Consider the following 18816-nt stretch of genomic DNA (forward strand, 5'->3'; position numbering starts at 1 on the left):
TTTTGCTTGCCTTAGCTTTGTTATCTATTTCTGTCTTACTATACGTTTCTTCCTTGCTGTATACATTAAGCTTATTTCGCCAGCTGGTTACATTATCATCGCCAAGATTCGACGCATCCACCTTTGCAAAATCATCGTTGAGCGATGTTTTCATTTCGTTTTCTAACTTTGCAGTATTTACAGATAATGTATATGTATCCGCCGCAAGATCGGTACCTTCCGCTTTGGTTACTTCCAAGATGCCTGTCGTATCTTTTGCATCTTTTTCCACCTTCGTCTTAGCACCGCTTACTGCCGTGTATACTGCGCCGGAGGTAACAACTTTATCTTTATCTGTTTCAGAATTAGTAACAGACGTTGCCTTGTTAAGACTCAGAATAATATCACTACCGGATGCAGATGTCGTAATATCCGCACCGCCTTTAATACCAAAGCTAATACCACCTTTTTGCCCTAACGTTTGTACATCCGTCTTGCTGGTGCCATCACCGGTAAGCACAATAGTATTACCTTCCAATGCCGTGACTTTATTCTCCACAGTCTTCACATTTGAAGTAATTGTAGACGTAGCTGTATTAATCGCCGAGTTCATCTGACCAAGATTTACTGCATCGGAATCTTCTGCGCCATCGGCAAGACCGCTGATTCTCTTATTGTTCAGCGTTACACTATCGCTTCCCAAGGTAATCTTAGTATCTGTCGAGTTCTTACCGCCACTGATAGAGTTCACACCCGTAAGATCACTGTGTAAGGCATATTTCACAACGCCGTTTTCCTCTACGGATGCAGTCAAATTATCCGTGTTCGTAAAGTTAAGACCGGCGGATAAGCCGACTTTCTTAGCAGCAGCCCCATTGGCCGTATAAGAAATGTCTGCCGTCAGGCCATCTTTCTTAGAAACGAAATCATTTGCTAAGACTTCTTTTAATTTCTCCGTATTAATTCCCAATGTATAGTTGTTAGCCGTCAAATCTTGGCTTTCCGTTTTACCGATGGTCAAGATGCCGGTTGTATCGGTTTCATTAGCGGCTACCTTCGTCTTAGCACCGCTTACCGCCGTGTATACTGCACCGGAGGTAACCGCTTTATCTTTATCTGCATCGGTATTAGTCACAGATGTTGCCTTATTCAAACCAAAGGTTACCGTAGTACCGCTGGCCACTGTGGTAATATCTCCATTGGTACCGCCGCTGAGTGTAAAGTTAACACCGTCCTCCTTGCCGATAGCCTGTGCCGTTGTCTTTTTGTTCTGTCCGTCTTGTAAAGTAATTTCTTGCGCCGCCAACGATTTGAGCTGTGCTACATTGACCGCATCTGTGTCGTTATAACCGGCGGCCACATTAATAATACGGCGCGTCATCGGCTGATACCCATCATCGGAACGAGTAGTCCCCACGGATACAACACCGCCGTTCGGCGTACTTGCGTTGCCCGCTATGGCTGTTTTATATTGTTTGCCCGCCTGCTTGGTAGCTTCCAAATCTGTATCCGATACCGTCGATTTATCGCCTAAGGCTACACTGCCGGCAACAAAATCATCCTGCGCCAACACCTTTGCTTTGTATCCCAGTGCCAAACCGCCTTCTTGCGTGGTACCGGCACTGTAACCAATAGCAATACTACCTTTCCCTTGGGCCTGTGAATTATCGTAGTTAATTTCGGACAATTTATCTTTCAATTCATCCGCAGTCATGCCGGTAATAGTAGCGACATTAAAAATATCCTGTTGTTGCGCTTTGGTTAATTGATATATCGCTCCGGCTACGGTAGGATCGGTCAAGCTTGCTTTATCCACCGTTACGCCGGTAATGGTCGTACCATCAGATGCATACTGCTTCTGTCCGCCGCCATACGTATTTACCATCAATCGGTTAATTTGCTCCTGGCTCATACCGGCGGCACGTAAATCGTTTTCTAACTTAGTCAACTCAGCGTTAAAATTCTGCTTTGCAGTATCGGTAAGCTTCGCCCCACCATACTGCTCTTTTACTAAATAACCTTTATAATTAGTGTACGCTTTAATGTACCGTTCATAGGTATCCTGCATAAATTGTTTCTTCACATAATCTACAACGCCACTACCATTATCAATAGCCGAGTAGTTGGTAGATACAAAGTGCGACCCTGACTGTGCCGTATTACTGTTAAGCTGACGGCTCAACGATTCATAGGTCTGCTTGAGCTGACTTACGTTAACTGCATCCGTATCATACGCCCCGGCCGCTACATTGACAATGCGTCGTTCGTTACCGATAGAACCTACAGAGATAACACCAACCTTACTGGTAGTATTCACCGCAATAGCATCCGGTGTACGCCAAGCATCGGTAGCCAATTGCTGCGGCGTATAGTCCGTTCTTGAATCAACACCTAAGGCCAAGGAATTTTCCAACCACGCCTGTGCATTATTACCGATAGCCATAGCATTTTCACCGTTCATAGAGGCATACCCGGAGTCGCCGCTAGTCGTATTCACTGCTTCACGGCTATACACGCGTGCATTAGAGCCAATGGCCATGGCATTTTGTAGCGAGTCTTCTCGTTCCATCTCGTCAATCGACATAATAGCTTGACTGGTTTCCGTACCCGTAATAGGGTCGATTTTTATAATCGCACCCGTTTCACCGCGCGTATAGCTTCCCACACTGGCACCGTTACCGATAGCAATTGAGCGATTAACACCTTTGCCAATAATCGTATTAGTACCTAACACAACTGAACCGGCAGTATCCGGACCGATGCCGGATGTATTCCCCAACACCAAGGAACTACTGCCATAGTTAATAGCGCCGATACCTACCGCCAAACTACTAGCCCCCATGGTAGACGTAGCTGTCCCCAAGGCCATACTATTTTTGGCTACCGCTCTCGATGCCAAACCGAGCGCCACTGCATTATCCCCATCCGTCATGGAATAGGAACCGATTGCCATACTGTTGTTACCACGTTCAATAGCACCGCGTCCTACGGCCAGACCATTATCACCTTGCGCTAATGAACGCGACCCTAATACAATCGCATTTTGACCATTTTCCTGGACAATGTTAGCCACTCCATTATGCTCCGCAGATACGGCCATAGCATATGTGCCGAGTCCCGGTTCTCCATTCTCATCGCCGCCGGCCTTAATAATATCTTCAAACGTATTTAACACCGCCGTAGATGATTCAAGAATCGTTCTTGCACTAGCTGCCGGATTAAAGTTATATAAACCGTTAGCGGAAAATACTTCTTGTCCGTTACTGCCTATACCAAATTTCATCTTTGCATTTGCATATACATCGCGACCGATAGCAATGGAGTTATTGCCGCCGGCATACGTACGATAGCCATACGCCGTACCGCCCGTTTTAAGCACCTGTGACTTACTGCCGACAGCAATGGAATTATCCGAAAATACATAGGATTTACTACCAAAGGCTAATGCCCCTACCCCTTCGGCACGTGTTTGCGTACCGATGGCGGTAGATCCTTTTTTTAACGCAAAGGCTAAGGTTCCCAAGGCAGTCGCCCCTGCATCATAGGCAATAGAGCGAGATCCGATAGCAATGGAGCCATCCCCTTGAGACAACGTAGGGGACCAAATATTTTTATAGGTTTGCGTCCCATCATCCAATTTAGACCTAGCTCCAGAAGCGACTAAACTATTTCCTTCTACACGATAGCCATATTTTTCCCCTTTAGGATCGATTTTAGAATACAATTTGTAAAAATAATTTTTTGCATCATAATCGCTGATTACGTCGCGATAAGTAGCTACATCGTCATTACCAAGAGCAATCGATGAACGTCCCAACGCATACACGTCATTACCAACGGCCGTCGCCTGTGACGAAGCGATGGCACCATCACCTACCGCTGTAGCCTGACCGCCTCCGGCCCCTTCTACGCCATCGTTCTTATTGCCATCGTTGAATATGCCTAACGGATTTTTTGATGCCAACGCACCTGTACCAATAGCTATCGATCGTATCGCCGTAGCTTTAGTTTCATAACCGATAGCCACCGAGCCCTTAGCGGTTTCCGCATCGGTACCAATAACTACACTTTGAAACCCTGTTTTATTCTCTACCGAACGCACATTATCATTCGTTCCATTTTTACCTGGATTTAACGCTACCGCTTCTTTATTTGTATCGGTAACTTCATTACTCCCCACAGAGCCATGGTCTAAATATATCCATGATCGTGCCTCTGCCTGAGATACGCCTACACCTAACAATACTGCCGCTGCCAAGGCGGCGCGCAGCCAGTTAGCACTCACTTTGCTACTACTCATTGACGACCGTTGCACCGACCGCTTCTCGGACCTACTCTTTTTTCCCTGCATTCCGGCCAATTCCGGCCAATTCCGACACTACTACATAACAATGCTTTGTTTTACTCCATACTACCCTAAAAACGTGATTCATTACTGCCTCCTCATACAGTCTAATTATGCCACCGGCACTCGTTCACCCTCGGCTCATCCCTATACCATGAGCCACCATATTGTACGCTTTATTTCGACAACCTTATACAAAACAGTATCTTTTGTATATATCCTATATTCCGTTCTATTAGAAATTAATCAAGTCACTGTCTTTTGTAGATAATTAGCAAAAAAGGCGTATCATCGCACAGTAATTCGTTCACACCAATGTACCGTGTAAGCCTACGTCTTTTTTTTGCTATAGTCAGTTGTCCCATTACTCTGTCAATGACTATCCGCATAACTAGCGCCCTCTACAACATATATGTATAATTCATACTTTGTGTAGAAAAGCGTTTCTAAACTATACCAAATAATTCATTAACAGCTTGCATACATAAAATAAAGATATACTATTTATCTATTTATTTTCGTTATGTATTATAGTCTATTAGAGACAATATATCAATATCGTTTTACCCCCCATAAGTATATATACTTTTTTCGCATACATCCTTTTGGGCGCGTATTATGTATATTTAAGTTCCGGTTTAATAATCAAGTTTAATCAATATACAACTGTATCTATACAACTTGAATCATCGTTATATGTATGGTAGTCATACGTCTTACTTAACGTATATTTTGTTCTTTTGTGGTATAAACGGACGTTTTTTTTATAAAATATTACCCTTGTATTACTATAAATCATAGCTACAGTTAGTTATTATTTTATATACCGTATAAATACATCCTTATTACTTTTTTATAACTCTGCGTCTTTATCCTCCTCGAACATCTTCCGCAATTTCTGTAAGCCTCGTTGTTTCCGTTGATTCACCGCTTGCCTGCTAATACCATTGCGACGGGCCACGGCATCTACGGATAACCCCTTAAAATATAAATCTTCAATAAGACGTCGCTCCTTTTTCCCCAGCCTATTCACATAGTCATGGACCTGTTTTTTCGTTGCGTTTTTCATTGCCTTCGCCTGTGGTTTGCCTTCATCCTGATGACCATCCTGTATAGCACCTATCTGCAAATAACCTTCCATCCAATCTCGCTTCGTTTCATCATCAAAAGCCAACACTTCGTGTTGCCAGTGTCTACACATCACTCGTTGTGCGTCGATACGCCTTCTGTCAATACAACTATATACATAGGCAGAAAAAGGAACAGGACCTTTTAAATTAAACGTTTTAATGGCCAACGCCACGGCTATCCATATTTTATCCATTATAGCCTTACGATTACTTTCCAAACTATTCTTATTTATATATCGATTAATTAAATTCTTATACTTTTCAAAGATAATATGCTCCGCTCTTTTATCGCCCCGTTGTGCCTTTCCTACCAACCATCTATCCACTTCATCTTCCGTCATGGTGTCCAATGGTTTATTGGTGCTCATCAGTTGTCGTATCATCGTCGCCGTACTTTGTCTTACTAGTTTGTTACTCGTCTTGCCCGTCACCGTTACGACTACGTTTGATACAGCCTTCTTTTTAGTTTTCATATTAATCCGTTCCTCCACCTTCACACTATACCTAACCTATCCCCAAACAATAAAAAAGGGATGTATAAGGATTGGCCGCTTCGCCAATATATATGACTTCCTTACACATCCCCATTATTATGTGTTAAGCATCGTGAGTTTATTAAATTTTAAATAATTAACTAGGTATCCTAGTTGTCATTTTAATAATTCCCTCTCAACGTAGTGGTACATCGTAATGTACTGTCTGCTATCTATGGCGGCCTGCAACCGGATAGTCAGTACCGCCCACCGCCCGGTTGCCATAGACCTCATGGCATATGTCTCCGGTACACCGAAGATACGCGAACAACTTACGCCAATTCGTCGGCACTATAGGCCTTTGTATCCACGCGGGTAAACCCTACGACGGTCCCTTCAAATAAAGCACCAAAGCGACCGGCCAATTCACACAGCTCTTCATCGGTGCGATGTCCGCTAATATTGCGTAAGTTTACAGTTTGTACATGACTTTTACCGTTCGTGCCTACATCAATGGCAATCTGCAATTTACAAGACGGCTTCATCACCTCCATTAACTCCTTAAAAGGAACTACGTCATCCTCCCCGTCACCGGTGTCCTCCGGTGTATCGCTTACTGCCCCATGATCCTCTGTCGGATGCTCTTCCGTAGGGTGTTCTTCCGCCGGTGCATCTTCACCATCCGCCGGCCCGCTTACCGCCGCTGCTTCTTCTGGATGATTGTTCGTAGATTCTACCGCTACTGCCGGTACTTCATTGAGCGCCGGAGTCATTCCATGAGTCGCCGCAGGACTGACTTCACTGCGGGCCTCACTCGTTACTCCATTGGCTTTTTCCGGTTTCATTTCATCATTCATTGTAAATAAATCACTCATTACACATACCTCCTGCAACTATCTTACCTACCGTGTACCACGCAATGATTCGGTATTGCCTGGTTACGGCTGACTATATACGTTCTATTTACCTGGCGCAGGCTATTCACCTGCGCTTTCAGACTTATAATCGCTTCAACAATACACTTACCAGTGCCTGAACAAGTACTTTTATAATGTCTTTCATAAGGGTTACACTTCTTTCACTGTCGTTTCTTCACGGTGCGCACAAAGATAACGACAAATCACATGACCATCGCTGCTTTTAAAGAAACCAGCCATCGCAATATAACGGCCTACGTCCTCTAACTCTTCCGCCGTCAGAGATTCCTTAGGAAAATCCACGGCCAATGCAAAGGTCGCTTTCCCTTCATCATCCGTAAAATTTAATTTAATAATGTCCTTCACCGAATTGTGTTTTCTAATCATATATAACTCCTTTCCGGTATTGCGGTGCCCTTAATGACTAACCTACCGCAACACCACTACCCATTAGCTAGTACCATTACGTATTAGCGAAGCGCATTCAAATATGAGGATACCCGTCGTAAAAATTCTGCCAATGTTACCCCTTCCGCTGTAACGGCAATGGTATTTTCTCTGCCTACCGCGCCGCCATCGATTACCTTTAATGTAAATTTATTTTCATTCACTGCTATTGTTGAAACGTTTTTCATATGTATCACCTTTCCTAGTAACGAATACTCTTATTTTTTTCTACAACTGTCCAATCAATAGTAACTAAATCATTACCTCATAGTGCCATCTCCTTTGCAATGTGTTCATAAATTACACATGATTTTTTGTTGATTGTGTTTTACCCCCTCAATATATAAATCGTTTCAAAAATCGATTTGTAAACATTTTTTCTAAAAAAATTTTTAATTTTTTTTAATTTCATCCCAAATCCGCCCCTCCGGTTAGACCAAAAACCCGCGCTCCATCTAGTCGGAACGCACTTTTTCTTACCAAATATTTTTTTTAAAAAAATCCATTCTCTAACGTTAAAAAACGCTCTTTCTCTCCTTACCGAATGTTTTTTAGACAAAAGACCTATTCCATAGTTATGAAGAATTCCCTTCCTCTCCTCTACGAATATTTTTCAGTACCAATACAACGCAATGATGTATGTAATGCCAAAAAAAACGCCTGCCTATAGGTTGAGCAACGTCATTCATTAGACCTTCCCCCCTTCTCGCCGAATGTTTTTTAGACAAAAAGACCTATTCCATAGCTATGAAGAATGCCCTTCGCAAGACCGGGCTTCAAAGAGCTATGGAATAGGTCTTTTACACCATAAAAAAAATTTTTCTATTCTACATATACAACATAGAGTGAATAATTCATTCACTCTCTACTATATCTTCTCCTTTGGATAACTTTTTCGGAGTAGTTATCCACAACACTGCCCGCCATACCATGACAAAGCCGCTCTTTTCTGATAAAATAGTAAGGCAAAATACAATACATGACAGTTTCACCGCGTACTTTTCACAGGTTATAAACAAGATATACACAATTTATACACAAGTTGTACACAGCGACCTGTTTACAACATAAATTCAGTATTCATCGCGTTTCATAGCCTTTTTTCTTTCCTTTAATTACCGATTTTCAAAAGTTATCCACAATTCGTAATTAAAAGTTACTCACCTTATGATCTACGCCGCTGAAGCGACCATAGAAAGGACTTTTTTATGTCGACCATTGATATTAATTCATTCTGGAACCAGGTTCTGAATGACACAAAAAAGGTATTGGCCGATGTTGTCTGGGAACAGATGATACAGCAGGCGCTGTTTCCTACCGGCTTTGACCCGACAAAGGCCGTCCTCCAATTGGCGGCCATGCAAAAATATAAAATGGATTTTATATTGGGCAACGCACAGCTGAGCACGACGCTGCAGCAAATCATTACAAACCTGGCCCTAAAAAACGGATTTATCGGCGAAGATGAATCCATTCATGTCATCATCACGGCCATCGATACCAATCAAAGTGCGGAGCTCATCGCCGCCTATCCGCTGACGGCTGCGCCGACCGCACCTGTCGCTGGTGAAGATGCACCCAAGCCGACATCGGACGACGTGCCGTATGGCGAAGACTATACGGAAACCTATGCGGATAATTTATACGGCCGCACCGGTGAACCACTGCCCGGCGAAGTGATGCCGCCGGCAGCACCGGAACCGAAACGCCCGGCACCGGCCAATCTCAATTTAAATCGCCCCGTGTATACGGACCCTATCCTCATCGATAGACCCACCGCGCCAACGGACGATTACGGCACCCTCGACGAAGGGCTGTTTGCGCCGACCTATGCGCAGCAAGGCAAAAAGCCCAATCAGGATTCCCTGATTACCTTACCGGAGGACACCTTAAAACCGGACATCGATTTAAGCGATTCCACGCTGAATCCGTCCTTTACCTTTGAGTCCTTCGTTCAAGGCGGCTCGAACCAGCTGGCCTATGCGGCGGCTCTGGCCGTTGCGGAACGACCGGCGGAACGGTATAATCCGCTCTTTATTTACGGGCAGTCCGGACTGGGAAAAACGCATCTGATGCACGCCATTGGCAATCGTTTATTGGAAACCCATCCCAGCCTAAAGGTCATGTGCATTACCAGCGAAAACTTTTTAAATCTCTTTGTAGAAAGCATTCGCTCCAAGCAAAATACGGCCTTCCGCAACAAGTTCCGCCGCGTGGATATTCTCCTCGTCGACGATATTCAATTCATTCAGGATAAACGCTACACCGGTACGCAAATGGAATTTTTCCACACCTTTAACGATCTTATGACCGGGGCCAAGCAAATTATCCTCACCAGCGATACCTTGCCGAAGGATATGGATCAAATGGAAGATCGCTTGAAAACCCGTTTCGCTTCGGGCATGGTCGTTACCATCGATCCGCCGAATCCGGAAATGTTGGAAGCCATTTTGAAATCCACCATTGATCGGGAACGCGTAAAATATCCATCCTTACAGGTGCCGAACGAAGTCATTCGTTATTTAGGCAAGCAGTTCAACAAGCGCAGTATTCGAGATTTACAAGGCGCATTGAACAGCTTGATTATGTCTGCCGATGTGGATCATCGCCTAGATGCCATTGACGTCGAATACACACGCCAGGCCCTGCGCGATTTAATTCCCGACGATGAAGAACCGGCTTTGTCCATCCATTACATTCAAACCTTTATTGCCAATTTCTTTCAGATTAAGCGGGACGCCCTGCTGAGTCAGAAACGGAATAAGCAATATGCGTATCCACGGCAAATCGCCATGTATTTATGTCGCGAGCTGTTAAACGAAAGCTATCCGGGCATTTCCAATGCCTTTGGCAAGAAGGATCATACGACGGCGCTCCATGCGTACGAAAAAATCAGCAAAGAAATCGAAGAAAATAAAGACAGTCGTCGCCTTATCGACGAAATTACAGGCAAATTAAAAGGCCAGTCCTAGGGTATACGTCTGATGAAGGACACATGCACATGAATATGTGGATAAGTCTGTGGATACTCTGTGTATAATCTGTGTGTAAACAGTGAATACCTGTAAAACTCCCGTCCGATTGTTTATAAGTGGATAACTCGGTCATGGTTGTTCACATCACTATCAACACGCTACACTGTGCATATCTACTGTGCTTTTCATACTTATCCACCTATACACCGTGCCTACTACTAGGACTACTAAATTAATTCACTATTCACATCGTTGTATTAGTACCATAGAATGAGGAGCTTCAACGTATGCAAATTAAATTTCCCAAAGAGAATCTGCAAAAAGCTATTACCGTGTTATCTAAAGTAACACAGAATAAAACAAGCTCAAATTTACCGGGCGCTATTTATATAACTACAAAGAATAATAAAGTCGAAATGCAAGGGAACGACTTTGATTTAGGGATTCGCATTACGGTGGATGCGGAAATTATCGAAGAAGGTACTTTGGTTGTGGCATCTCGTTATTTTCAAGAATTGGTGCGCAAAATGCCGGGTTCCGACATTGAGCTTCACAATCCGGAAGGCAGTCATAATTTAGTGATTAAGTCCGGTTCCTCCGAATTTAATTTAGTGACTATGAGTGAAGATGATTTTTCCTTAGTGGAACAGATTCACGATGAAAATCATTTGATGATTGACGGGGACGAATTAAAATCCTTAATCGATTTGACCAATTATGCGGCCGCTACTGATGATGATCGCCCGATCTTCTCCGGTGCGCTGTTAGAGGCGGAGGATACGGTGGTGACTATGGTGGCAACGGATACGCATCGCATGGCGGTTAAGCGTACCTCTGTGGAGGAAGCTGTGGCTTCGCCGCTGCGTTTGGTGATTCCTACAAAGACCTTGCAGGAGGTATCCCGTTTATTGCCCACAGATACTCCTACGATGGTGCGCATCGTATGGAACCGCACGCAGATTGTATTTATCTTTGATACGATTTATATGATTTCCCGCATTATCGAAGGCACCTATCCGGATTACGAAAAGGTGGTGCCGTCCCAGTTTGATGCCAGCGCCATTTTAAATCGCCGCGAATTTGCCGGCGCCGTAGATCGCGTGTCGCTGTTGGCTAAGGATATCAGCTATAACGTTATCCGTTACGATTGGGAGGACGGTCAGGTTGTATTGTCCAGTAGCAATTCGGAAATCGGCATGGCCAAGGAAGAATTACTTTGTGAATTTAAAGGATCGCCGTTTACGATTTCCTTTAACGGTCGCTACATCAGCGATATTTTGCGACACAGTACGGGCGAACGCATTCATTTGTATTTAAAAGATAACGGACCGGTAGTGATTCGTCAGGATGATACCAGTCACTATACCTATGTGGTGACGCCGGTGCGTACGAATTGAGGAGGAATTGTATGAGTACGACCAAGGAAACGGTGACGATTACCACACCGTACATTCAGTTGGATCAGCTGCTGAAATTACATGGCGATATCGGTACGGGCGGACAGATTAAGCCGCTCCTCTTAGCCGGTGCCATTACGGTGAACGGTGAGGTATGCAGGGAAAAGCGCAAAAAGCTGTACCTCGGCGATACGGTGGTCATCGATAACGAAACTACCCTCGTAGTAGAGGAGGCTTAGGGTGCGACTTCACTCCTTACAGCTGATCAATTTCAGAAATTATAAGGAGCGCACCTGGGAGTTCGGGCCGGACAGTGTCGTATTGTACGGGCCGAACGGCATCGGCAAGACGAATATCTTGGAGGCGGTGTATGTGGCTACGGTCGGTCGCAGTTATCGGACGACGGAAACGGCGGATTTGATTCGCTTCGGCGCCGAAGAGGCCGGGATTATTCTGCAATTTACGAAAAAGGATACACCGCAGAAGATTACGATTCGTCTCGCCGCCAAGGGGCGCAAGGAGATTCGCCTCAACGGCAATGCGCTGTCCCAGCGGGAGCTTATCGGTACGCTGAATACGGTGCTTTTTTGTCCGGAGGATTTGCAGCTCATCAAGGGCAGTCCGCAGCAGCGTCGGCGCTTTATCGACATGGAAATTTCCCAGACCAGCGCCACGTATTATCATCAGCTGAGCCTATACAATCGCGCGCTGCAACAGCGCAATCGGCTGCTCAAAGAATATGCCGGTCAAAGGTCGGTTCCGCTCTTGGAATGGGACGAGCAGCTGGCGACGGGGGCGGCCTATTTGGTGAAAAAGCGACTGGAAAGTATAAAGAAGCTCAATCTTCTCATCGATTTGATGAATCGCCGGTTGACCGGCGGCAAGGAGAATTTGCAGCTTCGCTACGAGCAGCCGTACAGTGCGCAAGGGCCGGTGACGGAAAAGGATGCATTTTTACAGCTGTTACAGGAATCGCTGCCCCGGGATCGGGCACGGTTTACTACCTCGGTGGGACCGCATCGTGATGATTTGGGATTTTTTGCCGGGCCGGTGGATTTAAAAAAATACGGCTCCCAAGGGCAACAGCGCACGGCGGTATTATCGCTAAAGCTGAGCGAACTGGAATTTATCAAATCGGAAGTTGGCGAATATCCGCTGCTCCTGTTAGATGATGTACTGAGTGAATTGGACAAGGAGCGGCGCGCTAATTTGCTGCATTTTATTCACAATCGTGTCCAGACATTTATCACGACCACGGATAGCGAGGATATGACCGGCCTATCGCCGGCGATGCTCATTGCCTGTCGTGAGGAGGTGACGGCGGATGACTGAACGAATGACGCCCCTTGAGTCCTGCTTGGGCGGTGCGTTGAAGGCAGGCAAGCTGTGGCAGCACATGGCGGTTATGCGGCTTTTCGAAGCGTGGCCCACCGTGGTGGGGCGGCGCATTGCGGATAATACGAAGCTGATCAAGGTAGAGCCGCCGGTGGTGCGCGTCGCCGCGTATACATCGCCGTGGCTGCAGCAGCTGCAAATGCGCAAGCCGCAGCTATTGAAAAAAATAAACGACTACTACGGCGGTCTGGTCATTACCGAAATGGAGCTTGTCATGTATCGTCACAGCTTTGTGAAAGAAGAGGAAGACGCGAAAAAAGAGCTTCTCGGCGATATACCAAAACGCGTTAAAATTGATGCGTCAAAGACGGTGTTGTCCGAGGCGGAGGTAGCGGACATCGAACAGTCCGTAGCCGTCATAGACGATCCGGCCTTGGCGGCGACCATACGCAAGGTGCGTATCAATCAAGCCAAAAAGGAACGGGTCATGGCCGCCAAGGGCTATCATCGGTGTCGTCATTGCGGTTTGTGGATCGAAGGTGAGCGGCCGTTGTGCATGACTTGTATTCACAAGGTGCGGCGCAGCCGGGTCATCGCCGTTAAAGAGGTACTGCGGAACTATCCCTTCGCCAAGCTGGACGAGGTGCGGCGCATGTACGGCTGGTGCGATCAGGATTTGTACGGCGAAGCCAAGCGGGAAAGTATTTATTTGTATTTGCGAAAAAGCTACGAAGGCACGAAGTCGTGGGCCGATTTATATACGGCGGCTATGCTGATTACCGGCAAGCGCCGGGAGGAGCTGACACCGGAGTTTGTTATCAATTTGACCAATAAATATTTGCCGGATGAAAAAAAACGAAAGGTGGTGACTCCTTAACTGATGTATATACATATTGCGGACGATATTATTATTTCCTCTGAAGACATTATTGCCGTGGTTGGGGCGCCGCCGGACGGTCATGCATCGCGGCGGCGTTTTTTAATGGGCATGCCTATCGTATATCCCGATGCGCCGTTATCCGTAAGGACCTATATTGTGACGGCGCGTACGGTGTATGCGCTGCACATGACGATGGCGGCAGTGCGCCGTCGGTTACAAGCCATTCATCAAGGCATGCCCGTATCTTTTTACACAAGGGCGAAAAATAATGTATAATAAAGAGTACACCTATTTTATGGTAACTATGATAACTAATAAATAATACAGGGATATGGGAGGATCAGTAATGTCTGAACAAAATTACGGTGCCCAAAATATACAGGTGCTGGAAGGGTTGGAGGCCGTGCGTCTTCGTCCGGGGATGTACATCGGCAGTACGTCCATACGCGGCCTGCATCACCTCGTGTATGAAGTGGTAGATAATAGTGTGGACGAAGCCTTAGCCGGTTACGCCACGCACATTGAGGTAACCATTAATGAAGACAACAGTGTCACCGTTGTCGATGACGGGCGTGGCATTCCTTGCGGCATGCATGAAACCGGTGTGCCTGCGGTAGAGCTGGTATTGACCAAGCTGCATGCAGGCGGTAAATTCGGCGGTGGCGGCTACAAGGTATCCGGTGGTCTTCACGGCGTAGGCATCTCCGTGGTTAACGCCCTTAGCGAATGGACTGTCGTGCAGGTACGCCAAGATGGTAAGCTCCATGAAATTAAATTTGAACGTGGTCTTATGACATCGCCGCTGCAGGTGATCGGTCAGGCTAAGGATACGGGAACCACCGTTACCTTTAAGCCGGACCCGGAAATTTTTGAAACGACGGTGTTCGACTTCGATACGCTTAAAATTCGTTTGCAGGAATTGGCGTTCCTCAACAAAGGCTTGCGCATCACCTTGACGGATGCGCGCAACGACAATCGTCAGGAAAGCTTCATGTACGAAGGCGGGCTTAACTCCTTTGTAAAATTCTTAAATGAAAACAAGGATGTAATCAACGAGACGGTAATCGACGTGGAAAGCACCCGCGACGATGTAGTGGTTGACGTAGCCTTGCAATACAATGACGGCTACAGCGAAAATCTGTTGTCCTTTGTTAATAACATCAACACCGTTGACGGCGGTACCCATCTCAGCGGTTTTCGTAGCGCTTTGACCCGTACTCTCAATGATTACGCGCGCAAAACAGGATTGTTAAAAGACAATGAAAACAATTTGTCCGGCGAGGATGTGCGTGAAGGGTTGACAGCGGTTATCAGTGTTAAGGTATTGAATCCGCAGTTTGAAGGACAGACCAAAACGAAGCTGGGCAACAGCGAAGTGAAAGGGATTACCGATACGGTAGTGTCCGAAGGCTTGCGCGTGTATTTGGAAGAGCATCCGGCGGAAGCCAAGCGAATCATCGAAAAGGCGACTACTGCGAACCGTGCCCGTGAGGCCGCTCGTAAAGCGCGCGAATTGACGCGTCGCAAGAATGCCCTCGAAATCAGCTCCTTGCCGGGGAAACTGGCGGATTGCTCTGAAAAGGATCCGGCGATGACGGAAATTTACCTCGTCGAAGGTGATTCCGCCGGCGGCAGTGCCAAGCAGGGACGCGATCGTCGGTATCAGGCGATTTTGCCGTTGCGCGGTAAAATTTTAAATGTAGAAAAAGCACGTCTCGACAAGATTCTAGCCAATGCGGAAATTCGCTCTATGATTACTGCATTTGGCACGGGGATTGGCGAGGAATTTAATCTCGATAAGAGTCGCTATCATAAGATTATCATCATGACTGATGCGGACGTAGACGGCGCTCACATTAGAACGCTGCTTCTTACCTTCTTCTATCGGTACATGAAGCCGCTCATCGAAGACGGCCGTGTGTATATTGCACAGCCGCCGCTGTATCAGATCAAAAAAGGCAAGAGCCATTGGTATGTGTACAGTGATGCGGAAATGGCGGCCAAGCTCGATGAAATCGGTCGCGATAATATAACCATTCAACGTTACAAAGGCTTAGGGGAAATGAATCCGGAACAGCTGTGGGAAACGACGATGAATCCGGAAAACCGTACCATTTTACAAGTAAGCCTGGAAGACAGTATCGAAGCGGATAAAATTTTCAGCGTCCTCATGGGGGATAAGGTAGAGCCGCGTCGTAAATTTATCGAAGATAATGCGAAGATGGTTCGCAATTTGGACTTGTAAGAGAGAGTGAGTGCTATGGATACAAATCATGTGCAAACAACAGAAAAAAAGTTGCATCGCAGCCTTAAATCACGTCATATGAATATGATTGCCCTCGGTGGCGCTATCGGTACCGGGTTATTCGTAGCCGGCGGTGAAGTTGTCAGTACTGCCGGTCCGGGCGGTGCCCTCGTAGCCTATGGCTTTATCGGTCTTATGGTATATTTCCTGATGACCAGTCTCGGCGAAATGGCTACCTATTTACCGGTGCCCGGTTCTTTCGGTACCTATGCATCGCGCTATGTGGATCCGGCGTTCGGTTTTGCCTTGGGGTGGAACTATTGGTTTAACTGGGCCATTACCTTGGCGGCGGAACTCGTGGCTGGGGCGTTGATTATGAAATATTGGTTTCCGGACATACCGGCCATTGTGTGGTCCGCGTTGTTCTTAGCCGGCATTTTCCTGATGAATTATCTGTCCACCCGTTCCTTCGGTGAAAGCGAATACTTCTTCGCCAGCATGAAGGTAATTACCGTATTTATTTTCCTATTCGTGGGCACGATGCTCATCCTCGGTATCGGCGGTACATCGCCGGGCTTTACGAATTGGACCACTGGTGAAGCGCCGTTCGTAGGCGGCTTTGGATCTATTTTAGCTATCTTCATGGTGGCAGGTTTTTCCTTCCAAGGGACGGAGCTTATCGGGGTGGCTGCCGGTGAATCGGAAGATCCGGAAAAAAATATTCCGAAGGCCATTCATTCCATTTTCTGGCGTATCCTCGTATTTTATATCGGTGCCTTTATCGTTATCGGTTTCTTGATTCCGTACAATGATCCGAATTTATTGAAAGCAGCGGAAGGTGTTGAAAATGTATCTATCAGTCCGTTTACCTTGGTACTCGATCGCTTTGGCTTTGCCTTTGCGGCTAGCTTTATTAACGCCATTATTTTAACGGCTGTATTGTCCGCCGGTAACTCCGGATTATACGCATCCACTCGTATGCTGTATGCGATGGCGAAAAACGGTAAAGCCCCGGCTGTGTTTACTAAGCTGAATAAACACGGCGTGCCGGTGCCGGCGCTTTTGGCTACGGCGGCGTTTGGACTGTTTGCCTTCTTGACCTCGCTTATCGGCGAAGGTACAGCATATAACTGGCTCGTTAATATTAGCGGTATGAGCGGTTTTATTGCTTGGCTCGGTATTGCCATTGCCCACTATCGCTTCCGCCGTGCGTTCCATGCGCAGGGCCGTGATTTGAAAGAAATTCCTTTTAAAGCATCGCTGTTCCCGTTCGGACCGATTTTTGCTTTCATTCTTTGCCTTATCATTATTGCCGGCCAGAACTATACCGCCTTTACCGGCGATGAAATCGACTGGTACGGTGCCAGCGTAGCCTATATCGGTATCCCCGTATTCCTCGCTGTGTACCTCGGTTACAAATGGCTCAGAGGTACTAAGATGGTACCGCTGAAAGACGTGGATCTTAGCCGCGACTATGACAAATAAATAAGTAAATAAATAAATAATGCCGTCACAGCTCATAGAATCCTGATGTTAAGCAGGGTATTCTTCGTAGCTATGACGGCATTTTTTATTACGTAGTTATGGTAGTATTTTGTCTATATTGACAGTAGTAATTGGCTTTGGAATACTGGTGGCAACTATTATTCTAGCCACTAAGTAAACCAAACCTATTTGGCGGCATGAAAAAAGGCCGCGTGTTGTAAGACGCAGCCGTTTCTTCAAAGCAATAATTATGAGAGACGAGCTGCGCATTGCCATACGCTTTGCTGCCTCATTTATGTTTATTATAGCCAATGAAGATATGTTAGTCGAATAAATAAAGACCCGCATATGCGGGTATTCATTTTTTGCGGATTCACACCCTATAGTTTGAATAGACAGATTTACTAAACATATTCAAACATATGTAAGAATGTTGTAGTGTATTTATCATATTTATTTAAGATAGACAATTAAATTTCAAATGGTGAGTAAATTTTTGTAGATTCCTCTTGAAAAAGATGAAATAGAGCGTTATACTAAATCGAAAAGACATATACCCAAATGTATATATTGTTGTGTGACGTGATTATGTGAGGAGAATCTATGAACAGGAAGAAAGTAATGGTAACAATGTTGGCTGCCTTGGCAGCAACAAGTGCATGGTCGGATGTATCGGTTATGGCAGAGTCTACTGGGGGGGCTTCCTATGTAGAAAAAGGAAGTGCAGCCGGTGATATTGCCGTAGCCGTTGGCACAGCATCAGAAGCTAAGGGCGGTGGAACCATAGCTATCGGGCGTGCGCATGCTACATCGGGAAATGCTGTGGCTATAGGTACGGATGCTACGGCTAGTGGCAGTAATTCAATGGCATTTGGTCAGGGGGCAACAAGCCAGAATACAAACAGTATTGCCATGGGTGTAGGTGCGATTACATCAGGAGATCGAAATCTTGCGTTGGGTCAGAACGCACAAACGGAGCAGTGGGGCGCAGTAGCTGTTGGTTCCGGTGCCAGGGCGACAGCGGGTTCTTCCGTAGCTATCGGTGCTGATTCTAAAGCAACAGAGGCGAATACAGTCAGTGTCGGGGCAGACGGTGGTACGAAGCGCCGCATTGTGAATGTTGATGCCGGTAGAAACGACAACGATGTCGTTATCATGAAACAGGTATTTGGGACAACAATTACAGATGGTAATAATACAAATTTTGG

The 18816-nt window shown here is 46.0% G+C and carries 14 protein-coding genes and 1 pseudogene; 9 read left to right on the forward strand and 6 right to left on the reverse strand.

Annotated elements, in window-relative coordinates; translation table 11 throughout:
* The 6 genes from Q5873_RS09420 to Q5873_RS09445 all read right to left on the reverse strand — a co-directional run.
* On the reverse strand, positions 1–4264 hold a 4264-nt coding region (locus Q5873_RS09420; RefSeq protein WP_303060551.1), incomplete at its 3' end, for a hypothetical protein.
* 46 nt (positions 4265–4310) lie between these two features.
* On the reverse strand, positions 4311–4412 hold the full coding sequence (locus Q5873_RS09425; RefSeq protein WP_303060552.1) for an ESPR domain-containing protein: 102 nt from the start codon (positions 4410–4412) through the stop codon (positions 4311–4313).
* Between the two features lie 765 nt (positions 4413–5177).
* Positions 5178–5927: a sigma-70 family RNA polymerase sigma factor gene (locus tag Q5873_RS09430; RefSeq protein ID WP_303060553.1), complete on the reverse strand. Its 750-nt coding sequence runs from the start codon at positions 5925–5927 to the stop codon at positions 5178–5180.
* 332 nt (positions 5928–6259) lie between these two features.
* Positions 6260–6802, reverse strand: a complete 543-nt coding sequence (locus tag Q5873_RS09435) for a DUF1659 domain-containing protein (RefSeq protein ID WP_303060554.1) — start codon at positions 6800–6802, stop codon at positions 6260–6262.
* Positions 6803–6994: 192 nt separating this feature from the next.
* A complete protein-coding gene (locus Q5873_RS09440; RefSeq protein ID WP_205088213.1) occupies positions 6995–7231 on the reverse strand; it encodes a DUF2922 family protein in 237 nt (78 codons plus the stop codon).
* 83 nt (positions 7232–7314) lie between these two features.
* On the reverse strand, positions 7315–7479 hold the full coding sequence (locus Q5873_RS09445) for a hypothetical protein (protein ID WP_303060555.1): 165 nt from the start codon (positions 7477–7479) through the stop codon (positions 7315–7317).
* A 1020-nt stretch (positions 7480–8499) separates the two neighbouring features.
* On the opposite strand from Q5873_RS09445, the gene dnaA reads away from it, so the two are divergent.
* The 9 genes and pseudogenes from dnaA to Q5873_RS09490 form a co-directional block, all read left to right on the forward strand.
* Positions 8500–10263 (forward strand): chromosomal replication initiator protein DnaA, encoded by a 1764-nt coding sequence (gene dnaA / locus Q5873_RS09450; protein WP_303060556.1) that lies wholly within the window; start codon positions 8500–8502, stop codon positions 10261–10263.
* Between the two features lie 290 nt (positions 10264–10553).
* Positions 10554–11663, forward strand: a complete 1110-nt coding sequence (gene dnaN, locus Q5873_RS09455) for a DNA polymerase III subunit beta (RefSeq protein ID WP_276789506.1) — start codon at positions 10554–10556, stop codon at positions 11661–11663.
* Between the two features lie 11 nt (positions 11664–11674).
* The gene (locus tag Q5873_RS09460; protein WP_303060557.1) at positions 11675–11902 is read left to right on the forward strand and encodes an RNA-binding S4 domain-containing protein; all 228 of its coding nucleotides are present in this window, start codon (positions 11675–11677) and stop codon (positions 11900–11902) included.
* 1 nt (position 11903) lies between these two features.
* On the forward strand, positions 11904–12995 hold the full coding sequence (gene recF, locus Q5873_RS09465) for a DNA replication/repair protein RecF (protein WP_288190294.1): 1092 nt from the start codon (positions 11904–11906) through the stop codon (positions 12993–12995).
* Positions 12988–13875, forward strand: a complete 888-nt coding sequence (locus tag Q5873_RS09470; protein ID WP_303060558.1) for a DciA family protein — start codon at positions 12988–12990, stop codon at positions 13873–13875. Before recF ends, Q5873_RS09470 begins: the two co-directional genes overlap by 8 nt.
* Before the next feature lie 3 nt (positions 13876–13878).
* Positions 13879–14154 (forward strand): hypothetical protein, encoded by a 276-nt coding sequence (locus Q5873_RS09475; RefSeq protein ID WP_303060559.1) that lies wholly within the window; start codon positions 13879–13881, stop codon positions 14152–14154.
* A gap of 70 nt (positions 14155–14224) precedes the next feature.
* Positions 14225–16123, forward strand: a complete 1899-nt coding sequence (gene gyrB, locus Q5873_RS09480; RefSeq protein ID WP_303060560.1) for a DNA topoisomerase (ATP-hydrolyzing) subunit B — start codon at positions 14225–14227, stop codon at positions 16121–16123.
* Positions 16124–16138: 15 nt separating this feature from the next.
* Positions 16139–17608, forward strand: a complete 1470-nt coding sequence (locus Q5873_RS09485; protein WP_028255513.1) for an amino acid permease — start codon at positions 16139–16141, stop codon at positions 17606–17608.
* Positions 17609–18211: 603 nt separating this feature from the next.
* A pseudogene (locus tag Q5873_RS09490) lies at positions 18212–18816 on the forward strand (hypothetical protein); the annotation flags it as partial.

This window comes from Veillonella magna (genome assembly GCF_959600285.1).
In the GTDB taxonomy this organism is placed as follows: Bacteria; Bacillota; Negativicutes; order Veillonellales; family Veillonellaceae; genus Veillonella_A; species Veillonella_A magna.